Source organism: Chitinolyticbacter meiyuanensis (assembly GCF_008033135.1).
Lineage (GTDB): Bacteria > Pseudomonadota > Gammaproteobacteria > Burkholderiales > Chitinibacteraceae > Chitinolyticbacter > Chitinolyticbacter meiyuanensis.
The window spans coordinates 1,054,276-1,077,009 of record NZ_CP041335.1 but is presented as its reverse complement, the minus strand read 5'-3'; the positions used below and the strand labels follow the sequence as shown (position 1 = coordinate 1,077,009).

The window sequence follows — 22,734 nt, the reverse complement described above, 5'->3', positions numbered from 1 at the left end:
TTCCTTATTCGTTAACCGTTACTTCTTGTTGGCGATGATGGCGTCGGCGACGTGCTTCGGCGCTTCCGAGTAGTGCTTGAATTCCATCGAGTAGGTGGCACGACCTTGCGACATGGAGCGCAGGGTGGTCGAGTAGCCGAACATTTCCGACAGCGGCACTTCCACCTTGATCATCTTGCCGCCAGCCGGGTTGTCATCCATACCCTGGATGATGCCGCGACGGGACGAGAGATCACCCATGATGTCGCCCATATACTCTTCCGGCGTTTCGATTTCCACGGCCATCATCGGCTCGAGAATCACCGCACCGGCGCGACGCATTGCTTCCTTGAAGGCAATCGAGCCAGCCAGTTCGAAGGCGATCTGCGACGAGTCGACGTCGTGGTACGAACCGAAGGTCAGGCGCACGGTCACGTCCACCACCGGGAAGCCAGCCAGCACACCGGACTTCAGCGTGTTCTGGATACCCTTGTCCACCGACGGGATGAATTCGCGTGGAATCACGCCACCCTTGATTTCGTCGATGAACTGGTAGCCCTTGCCCTCGCCGGACGGCTCGAGCGTGATCGTGCAATCACCGAACTGGCCCTTACCGCCGGACTGCTTGGCATGCTTGCCCTGCACATCCTTCACGGTCTGGGTGACGGTTTCGCGGTAGGCCACTTGCGGCGCGCCGACGTTGGCTTCCACGCCGAATTCGCGCTTCATGCGGTCGACCAGAATTTCCAAGTGCAATTCGCCCATACCGGAAATGATGGTCTGGCCCGACTCTTCATCGGTACGCACGCGGAACGACGGATCTTCCTTGGCCAAGCGGTTCAGGGCGACGCCCATCTTTTCCTGGTCAGCCTTGGTCTTCGGTTCGACGGCGACGTGAATCACCGGCTCCGGGAACACCATGCGCTCCAGAATGACCGGGTGATCCGGCGAGCACAGGGTTTCACCGGTGGTGACGTCCTTCAGGCCGATACCGGCAGCGATGTCGCCTGCCAGAACCTCATCGATTTCCTGACGTTCGTTGGCGTGCATCTGCACGATACGACCGATCCGTTCCTTCTTGTCCTTGACCGAATTCAGCACCGAGTCGCCCGACTTCACCACGCCCGAGTAGACGCGGAAGAAGGTCAGCTGGCCAACGTACGGGTCGTTCATCAGCTTGAATGCCAGCGCCGAGAACGGCGCCGAATCCGAAGCCTCGCGAGTGACCGGCTGCTCCTTCTCGTCGGTACCCTTGACCGGCGGGATATCGACCGGCGACGGCAGGAATTCGATCACGGCGTCGAGCATGCGCTGCACGCCCTTGTTCTTGAACGCGGTGCCGCACAGCATCGGCTGGATTTCGCAGGCGATGGTGCGCTGACGCAGTGCCTGGACGATTTCGGCCTCGGTGAGGTCGCCTTCTTCCAGATATTTGTTCATCAGCTCTTCGGTCGCCTCGGCGGCCGATTCAACCATCTTCTCGCGCCATTCCTGGGCAGTTGCCTGCAGGTCAGCCGGGATGTCCTTGTACTCGAACTTCATGCCTTGCGAGGCATCGTCCCAGAAGATGGCCTGCATCTTCAGGAGGTCGACCACGCCGACGAAGGTGTCTTCGGCACCAATGGGGATCACCACCGGCACCGGGTTGGCCTTCAGACGGGTCTTCATCTGCTCGACGACGCGGAAGAAGTTGGCGCCTTGACGGTCCATCTTGTTCACGAACGCCAGACGCGGCACCTGGTACTTGTTGGCCTGACGCCACACGGTTTCCGACTGCGGCTGAACGCCACCCACCGCGCAGTACACCATGCAGGCGCCATCCAGAACGCGCATCGAACGCTCCACCTCGATGGTGAAGTCAACGTGCCCCGGGGTGTCGATGATGTTGAAGCGGTGCTCCGGGAACTGCAGACCCATACCTTTCCAGAAGGTGGTGGTCGCAGCCGAAGTGATGGTAATGCCACGCTCTTGCTCTTGCTCCATCCAGTCCATGGTGGCAGCGCCGTCGTGAACCTCACCAATCTTGTGGTTCACGCCGGTGTAGAACAGGATACGCTCGGTCGTGGTGGTCTTGCCGGCGTCGATGTGAGCGGAAATACCGATATTGCGGTACCGCTCAATGGGGGTCTTACGAGCCACGGTTTTATCCTTAAGCGTTATGCATTAGAAGCGGTAGTGGGCAAACGCCTTGTTCGCTTCTGCCATGCGGTGCACTTCATCGCGCTTCTTCATCGCGCCACCACGGCCTTCTGCTGCATCGAGCAGCTCGCCAGCCAGACGCAGATCCATGGACTTCTCGCCACGCTTGCGGGCCGCGTCACGCAACCAGCGCATCGCCAATGCCAAACGACGGCTGGGACGGACTTCGACCGGCACTTGATAGTTTGCACCACCGACGCGACGGCTCTTCACCTCGACGACCGGTTTTGCGTTACTGATGGCGGCGGTGAAGACTTCCAGCGCGGTCTTGCCGGCAGCCTTCTTTTCGATCTGGGCGAGCGCGCCGTAAACAATGCGCTCAGCCACGGCTTTCTTGCCGTCGATCATCACCACGTTCATGAACTTGGTCAGTTCCGTGGAACCGAACTTCGGATCCGGCAGCACTTCGCGCTTCGGAACTTCTCTACGTCTTGGCATGACTCTATTTCCTTAATGTGACATTCAGTCGGGGTTATCCCCACGGCCGGCCAATCGGACGGCCACTTACTCGACGGCCCCCTTGCGGGATGGTCCGCCGCTTGCTCGAAGTATTACTTCGGACGCTTGGCGCCGTACTTCGAACGCGACTGCTTACGATCCTTGACGCCGGCCGTATCGAGCGAACCGCGCACGGTGTGGTAACGCACACCCGGCAAATCCTTCACACGACCACCGCGGATCAGCACCACGCTGTGTTCCTGCAGGTTGTGGCCTTCACCGCCGATGTACGAAATGACTTCGAAACCGTTGGTGAGACGAACCTTGCACACTTTACGCAGAGCGGAGTTCGGCTTCTTCGGGGTGGTGGTGTACACACGGGTGCACACGCCACGCTTTTGAGGGCAGGCTTCGAGCGCGGGAACCTTGCTCTTCGCCACTTCCTTCTCGCGGCCCTTGCGGACCAGCTGGTTGATAGTTGGCATTGATTTGTACTTCCTCAGTTAACAACCCCTTGCGGGGACCTTCGGGCCGACGCTTACGGTCGGCGGCCCAAATAAAGCCGGCGACACCTGGAAATCCAGGTGCCGCCTTAGAAAAGACTTGGGATTTTAGAAAAATCAAGCCCTTGACGTCAAGTGACGTCTGATCAGAGTGCTTCCTCGCTGCTGGCGACCGCCGCCTCGTCGCTGACCGATTCGGTCGCGAACTCCAGCGTCGGCGCGGCCTGCTTGCGGCTGCGATGGTAAGCGAGACCCGTACCGGCAGGGATCAGACGACCGACGATCACGTTTTCCTTCAGACCGCGCAGATCGTCGACCTTGCCCATGATGGCAGCCTCGGTCAGCACGCGCGTGGTTTCTTGGAACGACGCGGCCGAGATGAACGAGTCAGTCGACAGCGAGGCCTTGGTAATACCCAACAGCACGTTGTCGAACTTGGCCAGTTCCTTGCCATCGGCAGCCAGCTTGTCGTTGGCGATCATCACCTCGGCACGCTCGACCTGCTCGCCCTGGATGAAGTCGGAACCACCCGCATCGGTGATGACCACGCGACGCAGCATCTGGCGAACGATCACCTCGATGTGCTTGTCGTTGATCTTCACGCCCTGCAGACGATAAACCTCCTGCACTTCCTGGACCACGTAGCGCGCCAGCTCCTCGATACCCTGCAGACGCAGGATGTCGTGCGGATCGATTGCGCCATCGACGATCATTTCACCGCGGTTCACCACCTGCCCCTCGTGCACCATTACGTGCTTTTCCTTCGGGATCAGGTATTCGTGCGGCGTGCCATCCGGATCGGTAATCACCAAGCGCTGCTTGCCCTTGGTTTCCTTGCCGAAGCTGATGGTACCGGTGATGTCGGCCAGCATGCCGGCATCCTTCGGCGAACGGGCTTCGAACAGCTCGGCCACGCGCGGCAAACCGCCAGTAATGTCGCGGGTCTTGGCCGATTCCTGCGGAATCCGCGCCAGCACCTCACCCGGGTTGACCTGCTGGCCATCCTTCACGGTAATAATCGCGCCCGGTTGGAAGCCGATGGTGACCGGCGTTTCAGTACCGGCAAGCTTGACTTCAGCGCCCTTCTCGTCGAGCAACTTGACCAGCGGACGGACACCCTTGGCGCCGGCCTTGGTCTTCACGTTGATCACGACCAGGGTCGACAGACCGGTCACGTCGTCCACCTGCTTGACGACGGTGAAACCTTCCTCGACGTTCTCGAACTTCACCTGACCGGCGTACTCGGTAATGATCGGGCGGGCGTGCGGATCCCAGGTCCCGAGCACGGTACCGGCCTTGATCGCATCGCCATCCTTCACCAGCAGCGTGGCACCATACGGCACCTTGTGGCGCTCGCGCTCGCGACCCTGCTCGTCCAGCACCAGCACTTCGGCCGAACGCGCGATGACCACCGGCTCGCCCTTGGCATTGGTGACGTAGCGCATCTTGTCGCTGTAGGCCACCTTGCCGTTGGACTTGGCTTCGACCTGGCTCGCTGCAGCAGCCCGCGATGCGGCACCACCGATGTGGAAGGTCCGCATGGTCAGCTGGGTACCCGGCTCACCGATCGACTGCGCAGCGATCACGCCGACCGCTTCGCCCGAGTTCACCAGATGGCCGCGACCAAGATCACGGCCGTAGCACTTGGCGCACAGGCCGTAGCGGGTTTCGCAGGTCAGCGGGGTGCGGACCTTGACCTCGTCGATACCGACGGCGTCGATCTGGTCGACCAGTTCTTCGGTCAGCAGCGAGCCGGCTTCGATCACGGTCTCTTGCGAGGCCGGATCGATCAGGTCGACAGCAGTCACGCGGCCAAGGATACGGTCGCGCAGCGCTTCGATCACGTCACCGCCTTGCACGACGGCCTTCATGGTCACGCCGTACTTGGTACCGCAATCGTCCTCGATCACCACCAGATCCTGCGTCACGTCGACCAGACGACGCGTCAGGTAACCGGAGTTCGCGGTCTTCAACGCGGTATCGGCCAGACCCTTACGGGCACCGTGCGTCGAGTTGAAGTACTGCAGAACGGTCAAGCCTTCGCGGAAGTTGGTGGTAATCGGCGTCTCGATGATCGAGCCATCCGGTTTGGCCATCAGGCCCCGCATCCCGGCCAGCTGACGGATCTGGGCTGCGGAGCCCCGCGCGCCCGAGTCGGCCATCATATAGATCGAGTTGAACGATTCCTGGTCGACTTCCTTGCCTTCGGCGTTGACGACCTTTTCCTTGCCCAGATGCGCCATCATGGCCTTGGCGATCTGGTCACCGGCACGGCCCCAGATATCGACCACCTTGTTGTAGCGCTCGCCTTGGGTCACGAGACCGGCGGTGTACTGCTGCTCGATTTCCTTCACTTCCGCGTTGGCGGCAGCCAGCAACTCGACCTTTTCCTTCGGTACCAGCATGTCGTCGACGCAGATCGAGATACCGCCGCGGGTCGAGTAGCTGAAGCCGGTGTACATCAGCTGGTCGGCGAACACCACGGTGTCCTTCAGGCCGCAGCGACGGAACGAGGCGTTGATCAGCTTGCCGATTTCCTTCTTCTTCAACGACTTGTCGATGTGGCTGAAGTCGAGGCCCTTCGGCAGGATTTCCGACAGGATGGCGCGACCAACGGTGGTATCGCGGCGAACCAGCTTGTATTGCCAGTCGCCGTTGTCGTCCTTGTACCAGTCCTTCAGGCGTACCGAGACGCGGGTCTGCAGCGTGACCGCCTTGTTGGCGTAGGCACGATGCACTTCCTGCACGTCAGCGAGCTTCATGCCCTCGCCCTTGCCGTTCACGGCCTCACGGCTCATGTAGTAGAGGCCCAGCACGATATCCTGCGACGGCACGATGATCGGCTCGCCGTTGGCGGGCGACAGCACGTTGTTCGAGGCCAGCATCAGCGTGCGGGCTTCCATCTGCGCTTCCAGCGACAGCGGCACGTGGACGGCCATCTGGTCACCGTCGAAGTCGGCGTTGAACGCCGCGCAAACCAGCGGGTGCAGCTGGATGGCCTTGCCTTCGATCAACACGGGCTCGAACGCCTGGATGCCCAGACGGTGCAGCGTCGGCGCGCGGTTCAGCAGCACCGGATGCTCGCGGATCACGTCTTCCAGGATGTCCCACACCACGGCTTCCTGCGATTCGACCATCTTCTTCGCCGCCTTGATGGTGGTGGCGAGGCCGAGCACTTCGAGCTTGTGGAAGATGAAGGGCTTGAACAGTTCCAGCGCCATCAGCTTGGGCAGGCCGCACTGATGCAGACGCAGGTATGGGCCCACGGTAATCACGGAACGGCCGGAATAGTCGACGCGCTTGCCCAACAGGTTCTGACGGAAACGACCGCCCTTACCCTTGATCATGTCGGCCAGCGACTTCAGCGGACGCTTGTTGGCGCCGGTCATGGCCTTGCCGCGACGACCGTTGTCCAGCAGCGAATCGACCGATTCCTGCAGCATGCGCTTTTCGTTACGCACGATGATGTCGGGCGCGCGCAGTTCAAGCAGGCGCTTCAGACGGTTGTTCCGGTTGATGACGCGGCGATACAGGTCATTCAGATCGGACGTGGCGAAGCGGCCGCCATCGAGCGGAACCAGCGGGCGCAGTTCCGGCGGCAGTACCGGCAGCACGTCCATGATCATCCACTCGGGCTTGATGCCGGACTTCTGGAAAGCCTCGAGCACCTTCAGGCGCTTGGCGATCTTCTTGATCTTGGTGTCCGAACCGGTCGATTCGAGCTCCTGGCGCAGCGTGGCGATCTCGCGATCGGCATCCAGCGCCTTCAGGAGTTCGCGTACCGCTTCGGCGCCCATCATGGCGACGAACTCGTCGCCATACTCTTCAACCTTGTTGAAGTAGTCGTCTTCAGTCAGCAGCTGGCCGCGGTTCAGCGGGGTCATGCCCGGCTCGACCACGATGAATGCTTCGAAGTACAGCACCCGTTCGATGTCGCGCAGCGGAATGTCCAGCACCATGCCCAGACGGCTCGGCAGGCTCTTCAGGAACCAGATGTGGGCAACCGGGCTGGCCAGCTCGATGTGGGCCATGCGCTCGCGACGCACCTTGGACAGCGTGACTTCAACGCCGCATTTCTCGCAGATCACGCCGCGATGCTTCAGGCGCTTGTACTTGCCGCACAGGCACTCGTAATCCTTGATCGGCCCGAAGATACGGGCGCAGAACAGGCCGTCGCGTTCCGGCTTGAACGTACGGTAGTTGATGGTTTCCGGCTTCTTCACTTCACCGAAGGACCAGGAACGGATCTTCTCGGGCGATGCGAGCCCGATCTTGATCGCGTCAAATTCCTCGTCCTGGGTGACTTGCTTGAAGAGTTCGAGTAGGCCTTTCATTCAATCTTTCTCCTGTGAGGGGTGGTCGTCAGGTGTGAGGCGCCCGAGGGCGCCTGCCCACACCTCACACAGATCAGTACGTTTCCAGATCGATATCGATACCGAGCGAGCGGATTTCCTTCACCAGCACGTTGAAGGATTCCGGCATGCCGGCATCGATACGGTGGTCGCCCTTGACGATGTTTTCGTAGATCTTGGTACGACCATTCACATCATCGGACTTCACCGTCAGCATTTCCTGCAGCGTGTACGCAGCACCATAGGCTTCCAGTGCCCACACTTCCATCTCACCGAAGCGCTGGCCACCGAACTGCGCCTTACCACCCAGCGGCTGCTGCGTGACCAGCGAGTACGGGCCGGTCGAACGCGCATGCATCTTGTCGTCGACCAAGTGATGCAGCTTCAGGTAGTGCATCACGCCCACAGTGACCTTGCGCTCGAACGGCTCGCCGTTGCGGCCATCGAACAGCTGCATCTGGGTCTTCGAATCGTTGAAGCCCAACAGGCCAGTCCGTGCGTCGCTGTCCGGGTAGGCCAAGTCCAGCATGGTGCGGATCTCGGATTCCTTGGCGCCATCAAACACCGGGCTGGCAAAAGTCATGCCAGTACGCAGGCCGTTGGCCAGCTCCAGCACTTCACCGTCGGACAGACCGGCGATATCTTCGGCCTTGCCGGCGCTGTTGTAGATCTCATCCAGGTACTTGCGGATCGCAGCGGCGTTCTGCTGCTCGCGCAACATCGCCTCGATACGCTGGCCGATGCCCTTGGCCGCCCACCCGAGGTGGACTTCCAGGATCTGGCCGATGTTCATCCGCGACGGCACGCCCAGCGGGTTCAGCACGATGTCGACCGGGGAGCCATCGGCCATGTACGGCAGATCTTCCACCGGCAGGATCTTCGAGACCACGCCCTTGTTACCATGACGGCCGGCCATCTTGTCACCCGGCTGCAGACGGCGCTTCACGGCTACGTAGACCTTGACCATCTTGATCACGCCCGGTGGCAGCTCATCGCCCTGGGTCAGCTTGCGCTTTTTGTCTTCGAACTTGAGATCGAAGTCGGCGCGCATCTGGGCGATCAGGTCCTTCATCGCCTCAAGCTGGCGTGCAGCCTCCTCGTCGGCAAGACGGATGTCGAACCAATCGTGCTTGGAGGCGAGGCTGGCCAGGTAATCCTTGGTCACTTCGGCCTTGCCCAGCTTCTGCGGGCCGCCATTGGCCTTCTTGCCGACGATCTGGCGCTCGATCCGCTCGAACAGATCGTTCTCGACGATACGCAGCTGATCGTTCAGATCCTGGCGATAGCGACGCAGTTGGTCATCGATGATGGACTGGGCGCGCTTGTCGCGCTCCACGCCTTCACGGGTGAACACCTGCACGTCGATGACGGTACCGGTCATGCCCGACGGCACCCGCAGCGAGGTGTCCTTCACGTCGGACGCCTTCTCGCCGAAGATCGCGCGCAGCAGCTTCTCTTCCGGGGTCAGCTGGGTTTCGCCCTTCGGCGTCACCTTACCGACCAGCACGTCACCCGCTTCGACTTCGGCACCGATGTAGACGATGCCCGACTCATCCAGCCGGCCCAGCATGCGCTCGGACAGGTTGGAGATGTCGCGGGTGATTTCCTCGGGCCCGAGCTTGGTGTCGCGAGCCATCACGTTCAGCTCCTCGATATGGATCGAGGTATAGCGATCGTCGGCCACGACCTTTTCGGAGATCAGGATCGAATCTTCGAAGTTGTAGCCGTTCCACGGCATGAACGCGATGGTCATGTTCTGACCAAGCGCCATTTCGCCGAGGTCGGTCGAAGCGCCGTCAGCCACCACGTCGCCGCGGGCGATCTTATCGCCCTTCTTCACGATCGGGCGCTGGTTGATATTGGTGTTCTGGTTGGAACGGGTGAACTTCACCAGGTTATAGATATCGACGCCGGTTTCGCCCGGCAGGGTCTCGTCGTCATTGACGCGGACCACGATACGGTTGGCATCGACATAGTCGACCACGCCGCCACGCAGCGCAGCCACGGCCGTGCCCGAATCGACCGCGCAGGTACGCTCGATACCGGTACCGACGTACGGGGCAGTGGCACGCAGGCAAGGCACGGCCTGGCGCTGCATGTTGGCGCCCATTAGCGCGCGGTTCGCATCGTCGTGCTCGAGGAACGGGATCAGCGAGGCCGCGACGGACACGATCTGGCTCGGTGCCACGTCCATGTACTGCACGCGGTCCGGGCTGGCCATGATGGTTTCGCCGTGTTCACGGCAGGTCACCAGTTCGTCGGTCAGCGTGCCGTCACCGGCCACTTCAGCGTTGGCCTGGGCGATCACGTACTTGCCTTCCTCGATGGCCGACAAGTAATCGATCTGGTCGGTCACCTTGCCGTCCACCACGCGGCGGTACGGGGTTTCCAGGAAGCCGTACTCGTTGGTACGTGCGTAGCACGACAGCGAGTTGATCAGACCGATGTTCGGGCCTTCCGGCGTTTCGATCGGGCAGACGCGGCCATAGTGGGTCGGGTGCACGTCACGGACTTCGAAGCCGGCGCGCTCGCGGGTCAGACCGCCCGGGCCCAGTGCCGAGACACGACGCTTGTGGGTGATTTCCGACAGCGGGTTGGTCTGGTCCATGAACTGCGACAGCTGCGACGAACCGAAGAATTCCTTGATCGCGGCCGAAACGGGCTTGGCATTGATCAGGTCATGCGGCATCAGGTTGTCGGACTCGGCTTGCGACAGGCGCTCCTTCACGGCGCGCTCGACACGCACCAGGCCGGCGCGGAACTGGTTCTCGGCCAGTTCGCCAACCGAACGCACGCGGCGGTTGCCCAGGTGATCGATGTCATCGACATCGCCACGGCCATTGCGCAGCTCGATCAGGATGCCGATCACGGCGAGGATGTCCTCGACCGACAGCACACCCGGACCGATGTCGCCCGGCGCGCCGGCACGCTCGGCAAAGCGACGACGCCAGCCCGGAGCCTTGTCGTCGAGCTCGGCATAGGCACGGCGGTTAAACTTCATGCGGCCGACGGCCGACAGGTCATAGCGCTCTTCGGCGAAGAACAGGCCCTGGAATAGACCTTCAACGGCGTCTTCCGTCGGTGGCTCGCCGGGGCGCATCATGCGGTAGATCGCGACACGGGCGGCGTACTGGTCGGCAGTTTCGTCCGAACGCAGGCTGGCCGAGATATAGGCACCCTGGTCCAGATCATTGACGAACAGCACCTTGACCTGCGCGACGCCAGCGGCGTCGAACTTGATAGCGAGGTCTTCGGTGATCTCGTCATTGGCGCGGGCGATCACTTCACCGGTATCGGCGTTGACCACATCGTGCGCCAGGATACGGCCGATCAGGAAATCGACCGGCACCGGCAGCTGCTTGAGGCCAGCGGTCTGGATGTCGCGAATGGTCTTGGCGGTGATGCGCTTGCCTTCCTGGGCCAGCACTTTGCCATCGTCGGACACGATGTCGAACTTGGCGACCTCGCCCTTCAGGCGTTCCGGCACCAGCTCCAGGAACAGGCCCTTCTTGCCCATGTTGAAGGTGTCGGTGTCGTAGAACTCGGTCAGCACCTGTTCCGGCGTGTAGCCCAGCGCCTTCAGCAGCACCGAGACCGGCATCTTGCGGCGGCGGTCGATCCGGAAGAACAGCAAGTCCTTCGGATCGAATTCGAAGTCCAGCCACGAGCCGCGGTAAGGAATCACGCGGGCCGAGAACAGCAGCTTGCCCGAGCTGTGGGTCTTGCCCTTGTCGTGCTCGAAAAACACGCCTGGCGAGCGGTGCAGCTGCGACACGATGACACGCTCGGTACCGTTGATCACGAACGAGCCGTTACGCGTCATCAGCGGAATTTCGCCGAAGTAAACGTCCTGCTCCTTCACTTCCTTCACGGTCGGCTTGGCGGCTTCGCGGTCCATGATCACCAGGCGCACGCGCGCGCGCAGCGGGGCAGCAAAGGTGATGCCGCGCTGCTGGCATTCGATCACGTCGAACGGCGGCTCGCCGAGGTTGAAATGCACAAACTCCAGGCGAGCGTTCTCGTTGTGCGAGACGATCGGGAAGATGGAGCTGAATGCGGCCTGCAGACCGGCATTCTTGCGCTCGGCGACCGGGACTTCCTGTTGCAAGAAATCCGTGTAAGAGTCAATCTGAGTCGCAAGGAGAAACGGCACATCCAGTACGTTCGCCCGCTTGGCGAAGCTCTTACGGATGCGTTTCTTCTCAGTGAACGAGTAATTCATACTCACAAGCTCTCCATGGAGTGAGGCGCAAAAGACAAAATCCAAAGTGCGCATCGCGCGCGCCCTGTGATTTGCCTTCTACCCGGGCCAGCCCCGGTGCGGAACGACAAAACGCAAAAGGGCAGGCGGATTGCTCCGCCTGCCTGCACATCTGGCTAACGCAATTACTTCACGTCAGCGGTAGCGCCAGCTTCAACCAGCTTCTTCTGGATGGCTTCGGCATCAGCCTTCGACACGCCTTCCTTGACCGGCTTCGGAGCGCCGTCGACCAGATCCTTGGCTTCCTTCAGACCCAGGCCGGTCACTTCGCGGACGACCTTGATCACGCCAACCTTGTTGGCGCCAGCGCCGGTCAGGATCACGTCGAATTCGGTTTTCTCTTCTGCAGCAGCAGCGGCGCCACCGGCAGCCGGGCCAGCAGCAACAGCAACAGCAGCAGCCGAAACGCCGAACTTCTCTTCGAACGCCTTCACCAGGTCGTTCAGTTCCATGACGGTCAAGCCAGCAACGGCTTCGAGGATATCTTCTTTGGACAGAGCCATTTGTAAAACTCCTGAAAATCGGTAATTCGTAATGAAATCGGGTTAAGCAGCTTCTGCTTGCTTCTTTTCCGCCAGGGCAGCGAGACCACGGGCAAAGCCCGACAGCGGTGCCTTCATGACGTACAGCAGCTTGGACAGCAGCTCTTCGCGGCTCGGGATCGAGGCCAGCTCGGCAACTCCGGCGGCATCCAGAACCTTGCCTTCATAAGAGCCAGCCTTGATGACGATCTTGTCGTCCTTCTTGCTGAAGCTGTTCAGTACCTTGGCTGCGGCAACCGGGTCTTCGGACAGGCCATATACCAGCGGGCCGACCATATGGTCAGCCAGACCGGCAAACGGCGTGCCTTCGACCGCACGGCGTGCCAGCGTGTTCTTCAGAACGCGCAGGTACACGCCGGACTCGCGCGCGTCTTTGCGCAGCTGAGTCATGTTGGCAACCCCGATACCCCGATACTCGGCGACGACGATGGTCTGAGCCTTGGCAACTTCTGCCGAGATCTCAGCAACGACGGCCTTCTTGTCTTCGAGATTAAGACTCAAGGTCTACCTCCATTAGCGAGAGAACGGTGCAATTGCTTGCACCCCCTAACGGCGACCTTCATTCAGGAGCGCCCGGCGGCTTGCGCCACCGGGAAAAACCTAGATTGGGTGCACCGTCTGCGTGGGCCAGCGAGTGCTTGCGCCCTCGTTAATTAAGCGATCGGGATATATCCCTCACGCGCCTACGGTCTTTGACAATCCCGCGCCCGCCTTGCGACGGACACAGGCCCAAAGTTCTTTATTGCGTAACCGTGGTGGTATCCACGCGCACGCCGATACCCATGGTGCTGGATACGGCGACCTTCTTGAAGTAGATACCCTTGGCAGCGGCCGGCTTGGCCTTCTGCAGCGCATCGATCAGCGCAACCAGGTTCGCCTTCAGGTCGGCGGCTTCGAACGAAGCGCGGCCGATGGTGGCGTGGATGATACCGGCCTTGTCGGTACGGTACTGGACCTGACCTGCCTTGGCGTTCTTCACGGCCTCGGCGACGTTCGGGGTCACGGTGCCGACCTTCGGGTTCGGCATCAGGCCGCGCGGGCCGAGGATCTGGCCCAGTTGACCGACGATACGCATGGCGTCCGGCGAGGCGATCACCACGTCGAAATCCATGTTGCCAGCCTTCACTTGCTCGGCCAGGTCTTCGAAGCCGACGATGTCAGCACCGGCAGCCTTGGCGGCTTCGGCATTGGCACCCTGGGTGAACACAGCAACGCGAACGCTCTTGCCGGTACCCTTGGGCAGCACGACAGCACCGCGAACCACTTGGTCCGACTTGCGCGGGTCGACGCCGAGGTTGACCGACACGTCGATCGATTCGTTGAACTTGGCGGTAGCACCTTCCTTGATCAGCGCCAGCGCTTCGTCGAGGGCGTACAGCTTGGTGCTGTCAACCTTGGCCTTCAGTGCGGCCAGACGCTTGGAAACCTTAGCCATTTACACGCCCTCCACATTCAGGCCCATCGAACGCGCGGAACCGGCGATGGTACGCACGGCGGCATCGATATCGGCAGCGGTCAGATCAGGCTGCTTGGTCTTGGCGATTTCTTCCAGCTGGGCACGGGTGATGGTGCCAACCTTGTCGGTATGCGGCTTGCTGGAACCCTTCTGGATGCCGGCAGCCTTCTTGATCAGAATGGTCGCCGGCGGAGTCTTCATCACGAAGGTGAAGGACTTGTCCGCGAAAGCGGTGATCACCACCGGAATCGGCAGACCCGGCTCGACGCCTTGGGTCTGGGCGTTGAACGCCTTGCAGAATTCCATGATGTTCAGGCCGCGCTGACCCAGGGCCGGGCCAATGGGCGGCGACGGATTGGCTTTACCAGCTGGCACTTGCAGCTTGATGTAGCCGATGATCTTCTTTGCCACGATCTAACTCCTTAAATGGGTCAAACGCGGGACTCGCGCCCCGCTCCCCGTCCAAACCGGCGCCTTGGCACCGGACCAACACACAGGCCGCTTAAACCTTCTCGACCTGCGCAAAATCCACATCGACCGGCGTGGCGCGACCAAAGATCAGCACCGACACCTTGAGGCGACTCTTGTCGTAGTCGATATCCTCGACCGTTGCCTGAAAGTCGGCAAACGGACCGTCGGTGACGCGCAGCGTCTCGCCGACTTCGAACAACACCTTGGGGCGTGGCTTTTCCACACCCTCTTGAATCTGCTTGAGCACCGCATCCATTTCGCGCGGCAACACCGGCGTGGGGCGATTGCCGACCCCACCCAGAAAACCGGTCACTTTGGGCGTGGACTTCACCAGATGCCACGAATCGTCGGTCATATCCATCTCGACGTAGACGTAGCCCGGGAACAGCTTGCGCTCGGTCAGCGCCTTGCGACCGGCCTTGATCTCGACCACCTCTTCGACCGGCACCAGAATCTGGCCGAACAGGTGCTGCATTTCGGCGCGCTCGATGCGCTCCTTCAATGCCTTTTGCACGCTCTTCTCGAAGCCCGAGTAAGCGTGCACCACATACCAACGCATTGCCATCGTATTACCCCGTTACTTACCGGCCGCGACCCAGGATCACGTCATAGAACAACCACGCCAGACCCGAATCGACCGCCCACATGAACAGCGCCAATACGCCGACAAACAGGAATACCACACCAGTCACCTGCCAAGTCTCTTTCTTGCTTGGCCAGACCACTTTCTGCGCCTCTTTCACCGAGTCGCGCGCGTAATCGACGAACGAGCGCCCCGGCGAAGAGAACCACAGCACCGTCGCCGCCAGCAACAAGCCGACCACAACCGCGACAACGCGCAACACACCTTGATCGGCCGGCACGGCGTAATAGCCTGCCACACCTGCCACGACGAGCAACAATGCTGCCGCAACCTTGAATTTATCTACGCTTTCCATGTGCCCGCTTCTGGATTGCCGATAGTACAGGGCCGTTCCCAGAGGAAACGGCCCTGTCTATTCTGTGGCAGGCGATGAGGGTCTCGAACCCCCAACCCCCGGTTTTGGAGACCGGTGCTCTACCAATTGAGCTAATCGCCTACAGGGAAAGAGCGGGATTATAACAACCCCACCCTTTCTTGTGAACTACTTACTCGATGATCTTGGCAACGACACCGGCGCCGACGGTACGACCGCCTTCACGGATGGCGAAGCGCAGACCTTGTTCCATGGCGATCGGTGCGATCAGCGACACGGTCACTTCCACATTGTCACCCGGCATCACCATTTCGGTACCTGCCGGCAGCTCGACCGCACCGGTCACGTCGGTGGTACGGAAGTAGAACTGCGGACGATAGCCGTTGAAGAACGGGGTGTGACGACCGCCCTCTTCCTTGCTCAGCACGTAGACCGAACCTTCGAACTTGGTGTGCGGGGTGATCGAACCCGGCTTGGCCAGCACTTGGCCGCGCTCGACTTCCTCACGCTTGGTGCCGCGCAGCAGCGCGCCGATGTTGTCGCCAGCCTGGCCTTGGTCCAGCAGCTTGCGGAACATTTCCACGCCGGTGCAGGTGGTCTTGGTGGTCGGCTTGATACCGACGATTTCGATTTCTTCGCCGACCTTGATGATGCCACGCTCAACGCGACCGGTCACCACGGTACCGCGACCCGAGATCGAGAACACGTCTTCCACCGGCATCAGGAAGGTACCGTCGATGGCACGCTCCGGCTCCGGGATGTAGGTGTCGAGGGCATCGGCCAGACGGAAGATGGCGGGTTCGCCGTATTCCGATTGGTCGCCTTCGAGGGCCAGACGCGCCGAGCCGGTGATGATCGGGGTGTCGTCACCCGGGAAGTCGTACTTGGACAGCAGCTCGCGCACTTCCATTTCGACCAGCTCGAGCAGTTCGGCGTCGTCCACCAGGTCAGCCTTGTTCAGGAAGACGATGATGAACGGCACGCCAACCTGGCGCGACAGCAGGATGTGTTCGCGGGTTTGCGGCATCGGGCCATCAGCGGCCGAGCAGACCAGGATCGCGCCGTCCATCTGGGCGGCACCGGTGATCATGTTCTTCACATAGTCAGCGTGACCCGGGCAGTCGACGTGCGCGTAGTGGCGCTTTTCGGTTTCGTATTCGACGTGGGCGGTGTTGATCGTGATACCGCGAGCCTTTTCTTCCGGCGCGCTGTCGATCTGGTCGTAGCCCTTGGCTTCGCCGCCGAACTTCTTCGACAGGATGGTGGTGATCGCTGCGGTCAGAGTGGTCTTGCCATGGTCAACGTGACCGATGGTGCCCACGTTCACGTGCGGCTTCGTCCGCGCAAACTTTTCCTTTGCCATGATATTTCCTTCTCGAGAACCTGAAATACACCAGCATTGATGAGAGATGGTGCTGTTGGTGGGAATTGAACCCACGACCTCTCCCTTACCAAGGGAGTGCTCTACCCCTGAGCTACAACAGCTTAACCTGGAGCGGGTGAAGGGAATCGAACCCTCGTCATAAGCTTGGAAGGCTTCTGCTCTACCATTGAGCTACACCCGCAGGATCCTAGCTTCACTAGCAGTTAACGCAGACTTCACACCGCGAAGCGCATTTGGTGGTGGGGGCTGGATTCGAACCAGCGTACTCAGAGAGGGCAGATTTACAGTCTGCTGCCTTTAACCACTCGGCCACCCCACCGCAAGAGCTGCGCATTATGGTCAACGACCCAAATCATGTCAAATTGTTTTCGGCCGGGCGGCAAGAAAATTCGCCACTCCGCTGATCGACAAGGGAATTTTTCCCGTTCGCCGCGCGACGCGTACGGGCCCCAGTCGTCATACGGCTTCACGGCGCAGTACGTAGTGCGCAGGGCGGTGAAAGCCAGCGGTCTGCCATCGCACTTCTCTCGCGATGGCTGCGCACTGCATATCAGATTGTCCGCGTCTAGCGCACTACCCTCGCCTCCAGCTGCCGTTGCCGGGCGCGGAAAGCACGCGGTGTCATGCCCTTGGCGGCGAGGAACTGCCGATTGAAGTGGGCGAGATTGCGCCAGCCGGATTCCTCGGCGATCGCGCCGATGGCCTTGTCGGTCTGGATCAGTTGCTGGCAGGCACGCCCTACCCGCAAGCGGGTGACGTAGTCGATCACCGTAGTCAGCGTGTGGCGTTTGAAGAAGCGGTGGAAAGCACCTACCGAGAGTGACGCCCGTTGCGCCAGTTCGTCCACCACGATGTCCTCGGCAAAATGCGCATGCAAATGGTCGAGGATGCGGCCGATCCGCTCGCGCTGGCCGTCGGCCATGCCGCCTGGCGGCGCCAATGACGCCAGCGGCACCGCCTCCCGATCCGCCGCCAGCGCCAGCAATACATCAAGCAGGACTGGCAACCGTTGCGCCGGCGCGAGCGGCCCCAAGCGGAGCAGGTCGGTGCGTACCCGCTCGCGGGTAGCAGGCGAGAACACGAGGCCACGCCCCGCCGAGCGCGCGAGCTGATGCAGCGGCGCCAGCTCGGGCAACACGGTGGTCAGTTGTGCCAGCCAGCCCTGATCGAACCAGGCGACCACCGCCAGCATCGGCCTATCGTCGCGCAGGCGCTGCTGCGCCGCCCAAGTGTGCGGCAGGTTGGGGCCGACCAGCACCAGATCGCCGTCGTCGAAATCCGCGACATCGTCGCCAATGAAGCGCTGACCTCGGGCATTGAGTGTCAGCGTCAGCTCGAACTCGGGATGGTAGTGCCACTGGAATGGCAGCTCGGGCAGCTCGCGCCACAACAAGGACCACGATTGCCCAGCCGGCACCAGCACATGTTCGAATTGCGGACGCATCGTGACCACCATTGGTCATTCAAACATCACGATCGTATCAATAGTCGCCCAATACCGCGCAATACGGCATATGCCGGACGACGAGACTGGTTGCCACGGCCCGGTGCCGACAACCAGGAGATCACGATGAACTACGGCTACGGCGATCAACGCCCCGGCAATCCTTCGGTGGCCTATACCGAGCAGACCCAGCTGCGCGATCTGAAGAAACGGTTGCCCTTGCGCGTGTTGAGCGACGCTGATTTCGCTCACTGGCAACGTTATGGCTACGTGATCGTGCGCCAGGCAGTCAGTGTTGAACAAGTAGCGTGCACGGCCGACTTCCTGTGGGAATTCCAGGAACTGGATCCACACGACCCTGCCAGCTGGAGCCGGCCGCAGCTCCGCGAGAACGAGATGCGTGAGCTCAATGGCTCCGGCATGGTCGAGGCCTACCAGCACCAGACGCTGTGGGACAACCGTCAGACGCCGCGCATCTACGACGCCTTCGTCGACATCTGGGATCGCGAGGACCTGTGGGTAACGATCGATCGCGCCAATCTCAACACACCCAATGCCGGCGTGCGCAAATTCGGCGGCTTCATCCATTGGGACGCCGATACCACGCTGGATCCGCTGCCAGTCAATGTGCAGGGCGTACTGGCACTATCCGATACCAGCGAAGAAGGCGGCGGCTTCCAGTGCATTCCCGAGCTGTTCGAGCATTTCGAAGACTGGCGACGCGGCGCCCCGGCCGGTCGCAACCCGTGGCGACCGGAGCTCGACACCGTGCCTTGGGCGCCACGCTTCATCCCGATGCAAGCCGGCGATCTGCTGATCTTCAATAGCCTGCTGGCCCACGGCATCCGGCCCAATACCTCGACCGACCGGGTGCGCCTAGCTCAGTACATCTCGTTCACCCCGGCCAACGAGACCGATACCGAGCTACGTGACTGGCGCATCGGCAGCTGGCACCGGCGCGAACCGGCGCGCGGCTATGCCTTCCCCGGCGATCCACGCGGCTGGGAACAGGCCCGCTATCCTCGTGCGGCGCTCACGCCACTGGGCGAGCGCATCCTCGGCCTGACCGGGTGGCAGGACGGTCTGAAACGAACGTTGCCTGAGCCGGCAATGGCCTGAATGCCGGCGAAACCCGGCGGAATACCATCGAACACGAGGTAAAAAATGCCGCCGGGTTTGTGCCGCCTGTCACTCGCGTGTCGTCGGGGTGGGGCGCATCATCGTTCTCATAAGCAGCCCGGCTCGATCGGGTGCGACAACAGGAGAAACGTATGGATACCTCAACTTCGAACAAGCTGCATCCGCTGGTCCTGGCCGCCACCGTCGCGGTGATTCTGTTTTCCGGCGTCGGTATCGCGCACTGGATGGGCTGGATCGGCCAGCCCGAGCCGGCACCGCAGCCGATGGCCAGCATGCCAGCGTCCGCCTCGATGATCACCCCGGTGACCGCGCTGACACCAACTCCGGAGCCTACGCTCACACCGACCCCCTCCCCCACGCCGGAACCCACGGCAGCCCCGACACCGCGCCCCACACCCAAGCCGCGACCGACGGCGCGACCGACCTCGGTGCCGCATGCTGACCCGACCCCGGTGAAGCAGACCTGCGCCAGCTGCGGCACGGTGACTGCGGTACGCGCAGTGGAAGTGGCCGGGAACGCCAGCGGTGGTGGCGCCATTGCCGGCGGCGTGGTCGGCGGCGTGCTGGGCAACCAAGTGGGCAAGGGCAATGGCCGCAAGGCCGCCACGGTACTCGGTGCCATCGGTGGCGCCGTTGCCGGGCACCAGATCGAGAAGCAGGTGCGCAAGAGCACCGTGTACGAAGTCGACGTGGCATTCGAAGACGGCAGCAGCCGTAGCTATAAGTACGAGCAGCAGCCGGCCTTCCACCAGGGACAGTCGGTTCGCGATATCGGCGGCGACCTCAGCGCCAACTGACATCGCTACACACCACTACACCCACCCGGCCCTCGCGGCCGGGTTTTGCTATGGCTGGCCCGATTGCGCTGGATTAAGATGCCGCCGGGATCGAACCGGATGAGCATATGGACCAGGTACAACACGGGCTGGGCGCACTTGCCGCATTGGAAGAACTGCGCCGCGACGCCCGCATCTGCAAGGGTCGCCACTTCGCCGCGGCCGACCGCAAGCTGACCCTGCACCGCTGGTGCGGTGTGCCAGTGATCCTGGCCAACCTGTTCGTTGGTATCGTGCTGGTCAACCTGCAGGGCGGCAATATCAACCTGAGCGGCGAGCTCGATCCCGCCAGCCTGGCGCTTGGCGGCCGGGCGGTCGACGCGCTGTCGCTGATCTCCACCCTGCTCGCCTTCTGCGCCGCCAGCCTTTCCGCAGTACAGACCTTCTTCAACTTCCACAAGACCGCCGAAGGCCATCGCGCCATCGGCAACCGCTATATCGACATCGCACGCCGGGCCAAGAACCTGTTGCAGAAGCAGGCGGACCTGCCCGAAGACGTCGGCGCGCTGTGGGAGAACTACACCGCGCTGTACGAGGAATACCGGCGCATCAATGTGGAGGCCGAGGCCTTCCCCACCTCGCACCGCGATCTGCAGCTGGCGCTGGCCGCCCCCGAACTCACACCCTGAGCACGCACGCAGCGGCCCGCTGCCGTATCGCATCAACCAAAGCACTCCACAACATTTCGGCATGATCCCATCACTTCCCGCGGGACTATTGCACTTGACGGGAAAATCGCCCTGAGTCGGCTGTTATGCTGAAAAAGTAATCAACAAAATCAGGGAGATAAGCGATGGTCTTCAGGATCTCGGTCGCGCTCGCCGCCCTGTTCGTCGCCTGGGGTGCGCTGATGCCCGACGCGATGAGCGCCACCACGCAGGCCATGCTGGGCTTCACCATCAGCCACTTTGGCTGGTTCTACTTGCTGTCGGTGTTCGGTTTCCTCTGCTTCGCGCTCTATCTAGCCTTTGGCCGCTTCGGCCGCATCCGCCTGGGAGGCGACGACGCGGAGCCGACCTTCTCGCGGGCCAGCTGGTTTGCCATGCTGTTCTCCGCCGGCATGGGCATCGGGCTGGTGTTCTGGGGCGCGGCCGAGCCGCTGGCTCACTATGCAGCGCCGCCGTTGGCCGAGCCGCAGACCGCTGCTGCCGCGCGCGATGCGATGCGCTTCACCTTCTTCCACTGGGGCCTGCACCCGTGGGCCATCTACGGCGTGATGGCACTGGCCATTGCCTACTTCGGCTTCAACCGGAAACAGCCGGTACTGGTGAGCACCGCGTTTCAGCCGCTGCTGGGGCGGCATGCCCACGGGCCGATCGGCAAGGCAATCGACATCCTGGCCGTCATCGCCACCGCCTGCGGCGTGGTGACTTCGCTCGGGCTCGGCACGCTGCAGATTGCCGGCGGGCTGCAGCTGGCGCTGGGCGTGCCGGACAGCAACCTGTTGCATGTGGTGATCATCGTGCTGGCCGTGGGCCTGGCGCTGATTTCAGCGCTGACTGGGCTGGAGCGCGGCATCAAATGGCTGTCGAACGCCAATGTGCTGCTGGCACTGGCGCTGCTATTGGCGGTGGCACTGCTGGGGCCGACGCTCTTCATCACCGAGACGCTGACCACCACGCTGGGCAGCTACTTGCACAACATCGCAGGCATGAGCCTGCGCCTGACGCCGTTCAGCCAAGGCACTTGGGTGGCGGACTGGACGTTGTTCTACTGGGCCTGGTGGATCACCTGGGCGCCGTTCGTGGGCATCTTCATCGCGCGCGTCTCACGCGGGCGCACCATCCGCGAGTTCGTGCTCGGTGTGTTGCTTGCGCCTACGCTGGTCAGCTTTATCTGGTTTGCGGTCTTCGGCGGCACCGCGCTGCACCAGCAGCTGTTCGACAGCGTGAACCTGCTGGCCGTGCAGCAGCAGGATTATGCGCAGACGCTGTTCGCACTGCTGCATGCGCTGCCGTTGTCCACGCTACTGTCCGGTGCCGCCCTGCTGCTGATCCTGTGCTTCTTCGTCACATCCGCCGATTCGGCCACCTTCGTGCTGGGCATGCTGTCGTCCGGCGGCTCGCATAATCCGTCGGCACGGATCAAGTTGATCTGGGGCGTGTTGATGGCGGCCATGGCGGTGGTGCTGCTGTTCACCGGCGGCCTCAAGGCCCTGCAGACGCTATCGATCGTCGCCGCCCTGCCGTTCGCACTGGTGATGGTGGGATTGTGCGTGTCGCTCTACAAGGCATTGAGCGAGGATGAGCGCGCCCGTGACAAGGCCGAGCGGGCGCGCCGCCATGCGCTGGAACGGCTGCTGCGACAGTCAGCGCAGACCGAAGCCAGCTGAAGCGATCAGCCCTCCGCGGGCGGCAGCGCGCGGACCGGTTGGATCACGTTGGACAGCAGATCGATGACTTGGCGCCGTACGGCCAAGTCGTCCACCCGCTCGAAGGCATCGCCCAGCAGTTCGTGGGTTTCGCAAGCCAGCTGGAACAGCATCACCTGCTCCTCGCTGCTGGCGCGCGGCAGATAGCAGTTGATCTCGTCAACAACGTGATCGGCCAATTCGTCCGGTCGGCTGGCTTCGGCGGTCAGGATACGGGCATACAACCGGATGCCGATCGGCCCCATCGCAAGCATGTGCATCGCGCTCTCCTTGCCTTTACGGCGCTTTGTTCCAATCTAGACAGCGCTGCCAGGGCTTTCCTGTCCGCCTGTCGGTTGTCATGCTGCGGGCCTCATATGCTTACGTCGTTATTTCGCATCTGCAAAAAACCCTTAAGGGATT

At 61.8% G+C, this 22,734-nt stretch carries 18 protein-coding genes and 4 tRNA genes; 4 read left to right on the top strand and 18 right to left on the bottom strand.

The genetic code is table 11. From position 1 onward, the window contains the following. Positions 1 to 18 precede the first annotated feature (18 nt). The 17 genes from fusA to FLM21_RS05065 all read right to left on the bottom strand — a co-directional run bounded on the left by fusA (position 19) and on the right by FLM21_RS05065 (position 17,985). Positions 19 to 2,118: an elongation factor G gene (fusA, locus tag FLM21_RS05145; protein ID WP_148714538.1), complete on the bottom strand. Its 2,100-nt coding sequence runs from the start codon at positions 2,116 to 2,118 to the stop codon at positions 19 to 21. A 24-nt stretch (positions 2,119 to 2,142) separates the two neighbouring features. Further along, on the bottom strand, positions 2,143 to 2,616 hold the full coding sequence (gene rpsG / locus FLM21_RS05140; protein ID WP_148714537.1) for a 30S ribosomal protein S7: 474 nt from the start codon (positions 2,614 to 2,616) through the stop codon (positions 2,143 to 2,145). A 113-nt stretch (positions 2,617 to 2,729) separates the two neighbouring features. Then, complete coding sequence (gene rpsL / locus FLM21_RS05135) at positions 2,730 to 3,101, bottom strand: 30S ribosomal protein S12 (RefSeq protein WP_148714536.1); 372 nt, start codon at positions 3,099 to 3,101, stop codon at positions 2,730 to 2,732. 164 nt (positions 3,102 to 3,265) lie between these two features. Next, the gene (gene rpoC, locus FLM21_RS05130) at positions 3,266 to 7,453 is read right to left on the bottom strand and encodes a DNA-directed RNA polymerase subunit beta' (RefSeq protein WP_148714535.1); all 4,188 of its coding nucleotides are present in this window, start codon (positions 7,451 to 7,453) and stop codon (positions 3,266 to 3,268) included. A gap of 73 nt (positions 7,454 to 7,526) precedes the next feature. Further along, positions 7,527 to 11,693: a DNA-directed RNA polymerase subunit beta gene (gene rpoB / locus FLM21_RS05125; protein WP_148714534.1), complete on the bottom strand. Its 4,167-nt coding sequence runs from the start codon at positions 11,691 to 11,693 to the stop codon at positions 7,527 to 7,529. Between the two features lie 164 nt (positions 11,694 to 11,857). Next, a complete protein-coding gene (gene rplL, locus FLM21_RS05120; RefSeq protein WP_148714533.1) occupies positions 11,858 to 12,235 on the bottom strand; it encodes a 50S ribosomal protein L7/L12 in 378 nt (125 codons plus the stop codon). A gap of 42 nt (positions 12,236 to 12,277) precedes the next feature. Further along, on the bottom strand, positions 12,278 to 12,775 hold the full coding sequence (rplJ, locus tag FLM21_RS05115; RefSeq protein ID WP_148714532.1) for a 50S ribosomal protein L10: 498 nt from the start codon (positions 12,773 to 12,775) through the stop codon (positions 12,278 to 12,280). A gap of 238 nt (positions 12,776 to 13,013) precedes the next feature. Further along, positions 13,014 to 13,709 carry a 50S ribosomal protein L1 gene (gene rplA / locus FLM21_RS05110; RefSeq protein ID WP_148714531.1) on the bottom strand — a complete coding sequence of 232 codons (696 nt, stop codon included), beginning with the start codon at positions 13,707 to 13,709 and terminating at the stop codon, positions 13,014 to 13,016. After that, positions 13,710 to 14,141: a 50S ribosomal protein L11 gene (rplK, locus tag FLM21_RS05105; RefSeq protein ID WP_148714530.1), complete on the bottom strand. Its 432-nt coding sequence runs from the start codon at positions 14,139 to 14,141 to the stop codon at positions 13,710 to 13,712. Positions 14,142 to 14,232: 91 nt separating this feature from the next. Continuing rightward, entirely contained in the window at positions 14,233 to 14,766 is a 534-nt protein-coding gene (gene nusG, locus FLM21_RS05100) for a transcription termination/antitermination protein NusG (RefSeq protein ID WP_148714529.1), read from the bottom strand. Positions 14,767 to 14,782: 16 nt separating this feature from the next. After that, positions 14,783 to 15,139, bottom strand: a complete 357-nt coding sequence (gene secE / locus FLM21_RS05095; RefSeq protein WP_148714528.1) for a preprotein translocase subunit SecE — start codon at positions 15,137 to 15,139, stop codon at positions 14,783 to 14,785. Between the two features lie 65 nt (positions 15,140 to 15,204). After that, positions 15,205 to 15,280, bottom strand: a tRNA-Trp gene (locus tag FLM21_RS05090). Positions 15,281 to 15,329: 49 nt separating this feature from the next. Next, on the bottom strand, positions 15,330 to 16,520 hold the full coding sequence (tuf, locus tag FLM21_RS05085) for an elongation factor Tu (RefSeq protein WP_148714527.1): 1,191 nt from the start codon (positions 16,518 to 16,520) through the stop codon (positions 15,330 to 15,332). Positions 16,521 to 16,567: 47 nt separating this feature from the next. Further along, positions 16,568 to 16,642, bottom strand: a tRNA-Thr gene (locus FLM21_RS05080). Between the two features lie 6 nt (positions 16,643 to 16,648). Beyond that, positions 16,649 to 16,722: transfer RNA gene (locus tag FLM21_RS05075), tRNA-Gly, on the bottom strand. Positions 16,723 to 16,775: 53 nt separating this feature from the next. Further along, positions 16,776 to 16,860: transfer RNA gene (locus FLM21_RS05070), tRNA-Tyr, on the bottom strand. A gap of 246 nt (positions 16,861 to 17,106) precedes the next feature. After that, on the bottom strand, positions 17,107 to 17,985 hold the full coding sequence (locus FLM21_RS05065) for a helix-turn-helix domain-containing protein (protein WP_148714526.1): 879 nt from the start codon (positions 17,983 to 17,985) through the stop codon (positions 17,107 to 17,109). Between the two features lie 126 nt (positions 17,986 to 18,111). Between FLM21_RS05065 and FLM21_RS05060 the strand changes: the two genes are divergently transcribed. From FLM21_RS05060 to FLM21_RS05045, 4 genes are all read left to right on the top strand, one after another. Further along, the gene (locus FLM21_RS05060; protein WP_148714525.1) at positions 18,112 to 19,104 is read left to right on the top strand and encodes a phytanoyl-CoA dioxygenase family protein; all 993 of its coding nucleotides are present in this window, start codon (positions 18,112 to 18,114) and stop codon (positions 19,102 to 19,104) included. Between the two features lie 152 nt (positions 19,105 to 19,256). Next, positions 19,257 to 19,922 (top strand): glycine zipper 2TM domain-containing protein, encoded by a 666-nt coding sequence (locus FLM21_RS05055; RefSeq protein ID WP_148714524.1) that lies wholly within the window; start codon positions 19,257 to 19,259, stop codon positions 19,920 to 19,922. Positions 19,923 to 20,029: 107 nt separating this feature from the next. Then, positions 20,030 to 20,590 (top strand): SLATT domain-containing protein, encoded by a 561-nt coding sequence (locus FLM21_RS05050; protein WP_148714523.1) that lies wholly within the window; start codon positions 20,030 to 20,032, stop codon positions 20,588 to 20,590. A gap of 164 nt (positions 20,591 to 20,754) precedes the next feature. Continuing rightward, on the top strand, positions 20,755 to 22,293 hold the full coding sequence (locus tag FLM21_RS05045; RefSeq protein WP_148714522.1) for a glycine betaine uptake BCCT transporter: 1,539 nt from the start codon (positions 20,755 to 20,757) through the stop codon (positions 22,291 to 22,293). 5 nt (positions 22,294 to 22,298) lie between these two features. Here FLM21_RS05045 and FLM21_RS05040 read toward each other — a convergent pair whose 3' ends face one another. Continuing rightward, positions 22,299 to 22,592 carry a hypothetical protein gene (locus tag FLM21_RS05040; RefSeq protein ID WP_148714521.1) on the bottom strand — a complete coding sequence of 98 codons (294 nt, stop codon included), beginning with the start codon at positions 22,590 to 22,592 and terminating at the stop codon, positions 22,299 to 22,301. Positions 22,593 to 22,734 lie beyond the last annotated feature (142 nt).

Coding starts and splice junctions, on each gene's coding strand:
- rpoB (WP_148714534.1), bottom strand. CDS start 11,693: ATGAATTACTCGTTCACTGAGAAGAAACGCATCCGTAAGAGCTTCGCC.
- rplA (WP_148714531.1), bottom strand. CDS start 13,709: ATGGCTAAGGTTTCCAAGCGTCTGGCCGCACTGAAGGCCAAGGTTGAC.
- secE (WP_148714528.1), bottom strand. CDS start 15,139: ATGGAAAGCGTAGATAAATTCAAGGTTGCGGCAGCATTGTTGCTCGTC.
- FLM21_RS05055 (WP_148714524.1), top strand. CDS start 19,257: ATGGATACCTCAACTTCGAACAAGCTGCATCCGCTGGTCCTGGCCGCC.
- nusG (WP_148714529.1), bottom strand. CDS start 14,766: ATGGCAATGCGTTGGTATGTGGTGCACGCTTACTCGGGCTTCGAGAAG.
- rplL (WP_148714533.1), bottom strand. CDS start 12,235: ATGGCTCTGTCCAAAGAAGATATCCTCGAAGCCGTTGCTGGCTTGACC.
- rpsL (WP_148714536.1), bottom strand. CDS start 3,101: ATGCCAACTATCAACCAGCTGGTCCGCAAGGGCCGCGAGAAGGAAGTG.
- FLM21_RS05050 (WP_148714523.1), top strand. CDS start 20,030: ATGGACCAGGTACAACACGGGCTGGGCGCACTTGCCGCATTGGAAGAA.
- FLM21_RS05065 (WP_148714526.1), bottom strand. CDS start 17,985: ATGCGTCCGCAATTCGAACATGTGCTGGTGCCGGCTGGGCAATCGTGG.
- FLM21_RS05060 (WP_148714525.1), top strand. CDS start 18,112: ATGAACTACGGCTACGGCGATCAACGCCCCGGCAATCCTTCGGTGGCC.
- rpsG (WP_148714537.1), bottom strand. CDS start 2,616: ATGCCAAGACGTAGAGAAGTTCCGAAGCGCGAAGTGCTGCCGGATCCG.
- rpoC (WP_148714535.1), bottom strand. CDS start 7,453: ATGAAAGGCCTACTCGAACTCTTCAAGCAAGTCACCCAGGACGAGGAA.
- FLM21_RS05040 (WP_148714521.1), bottom strand. CDS start 22,592: ATGCACATGCTTGCGATGGGGCCGATCGGCATCCGGTTGTATGCCCGT.
- FLM21_RS05045 (WP_148714522.1), top strand. CDS start 20,755: ATGGTCTTCAGGATCTCGGTCGCGCTCGCCGCCCTGTTCGTCGCCTGG.
- tuf (WP_148714527.1), bottom strand. CDS start 16,520: ATGGCAAAGGAAAAGTTTGCGCGGACGAAGCCGCACGTGAACGTGGGC.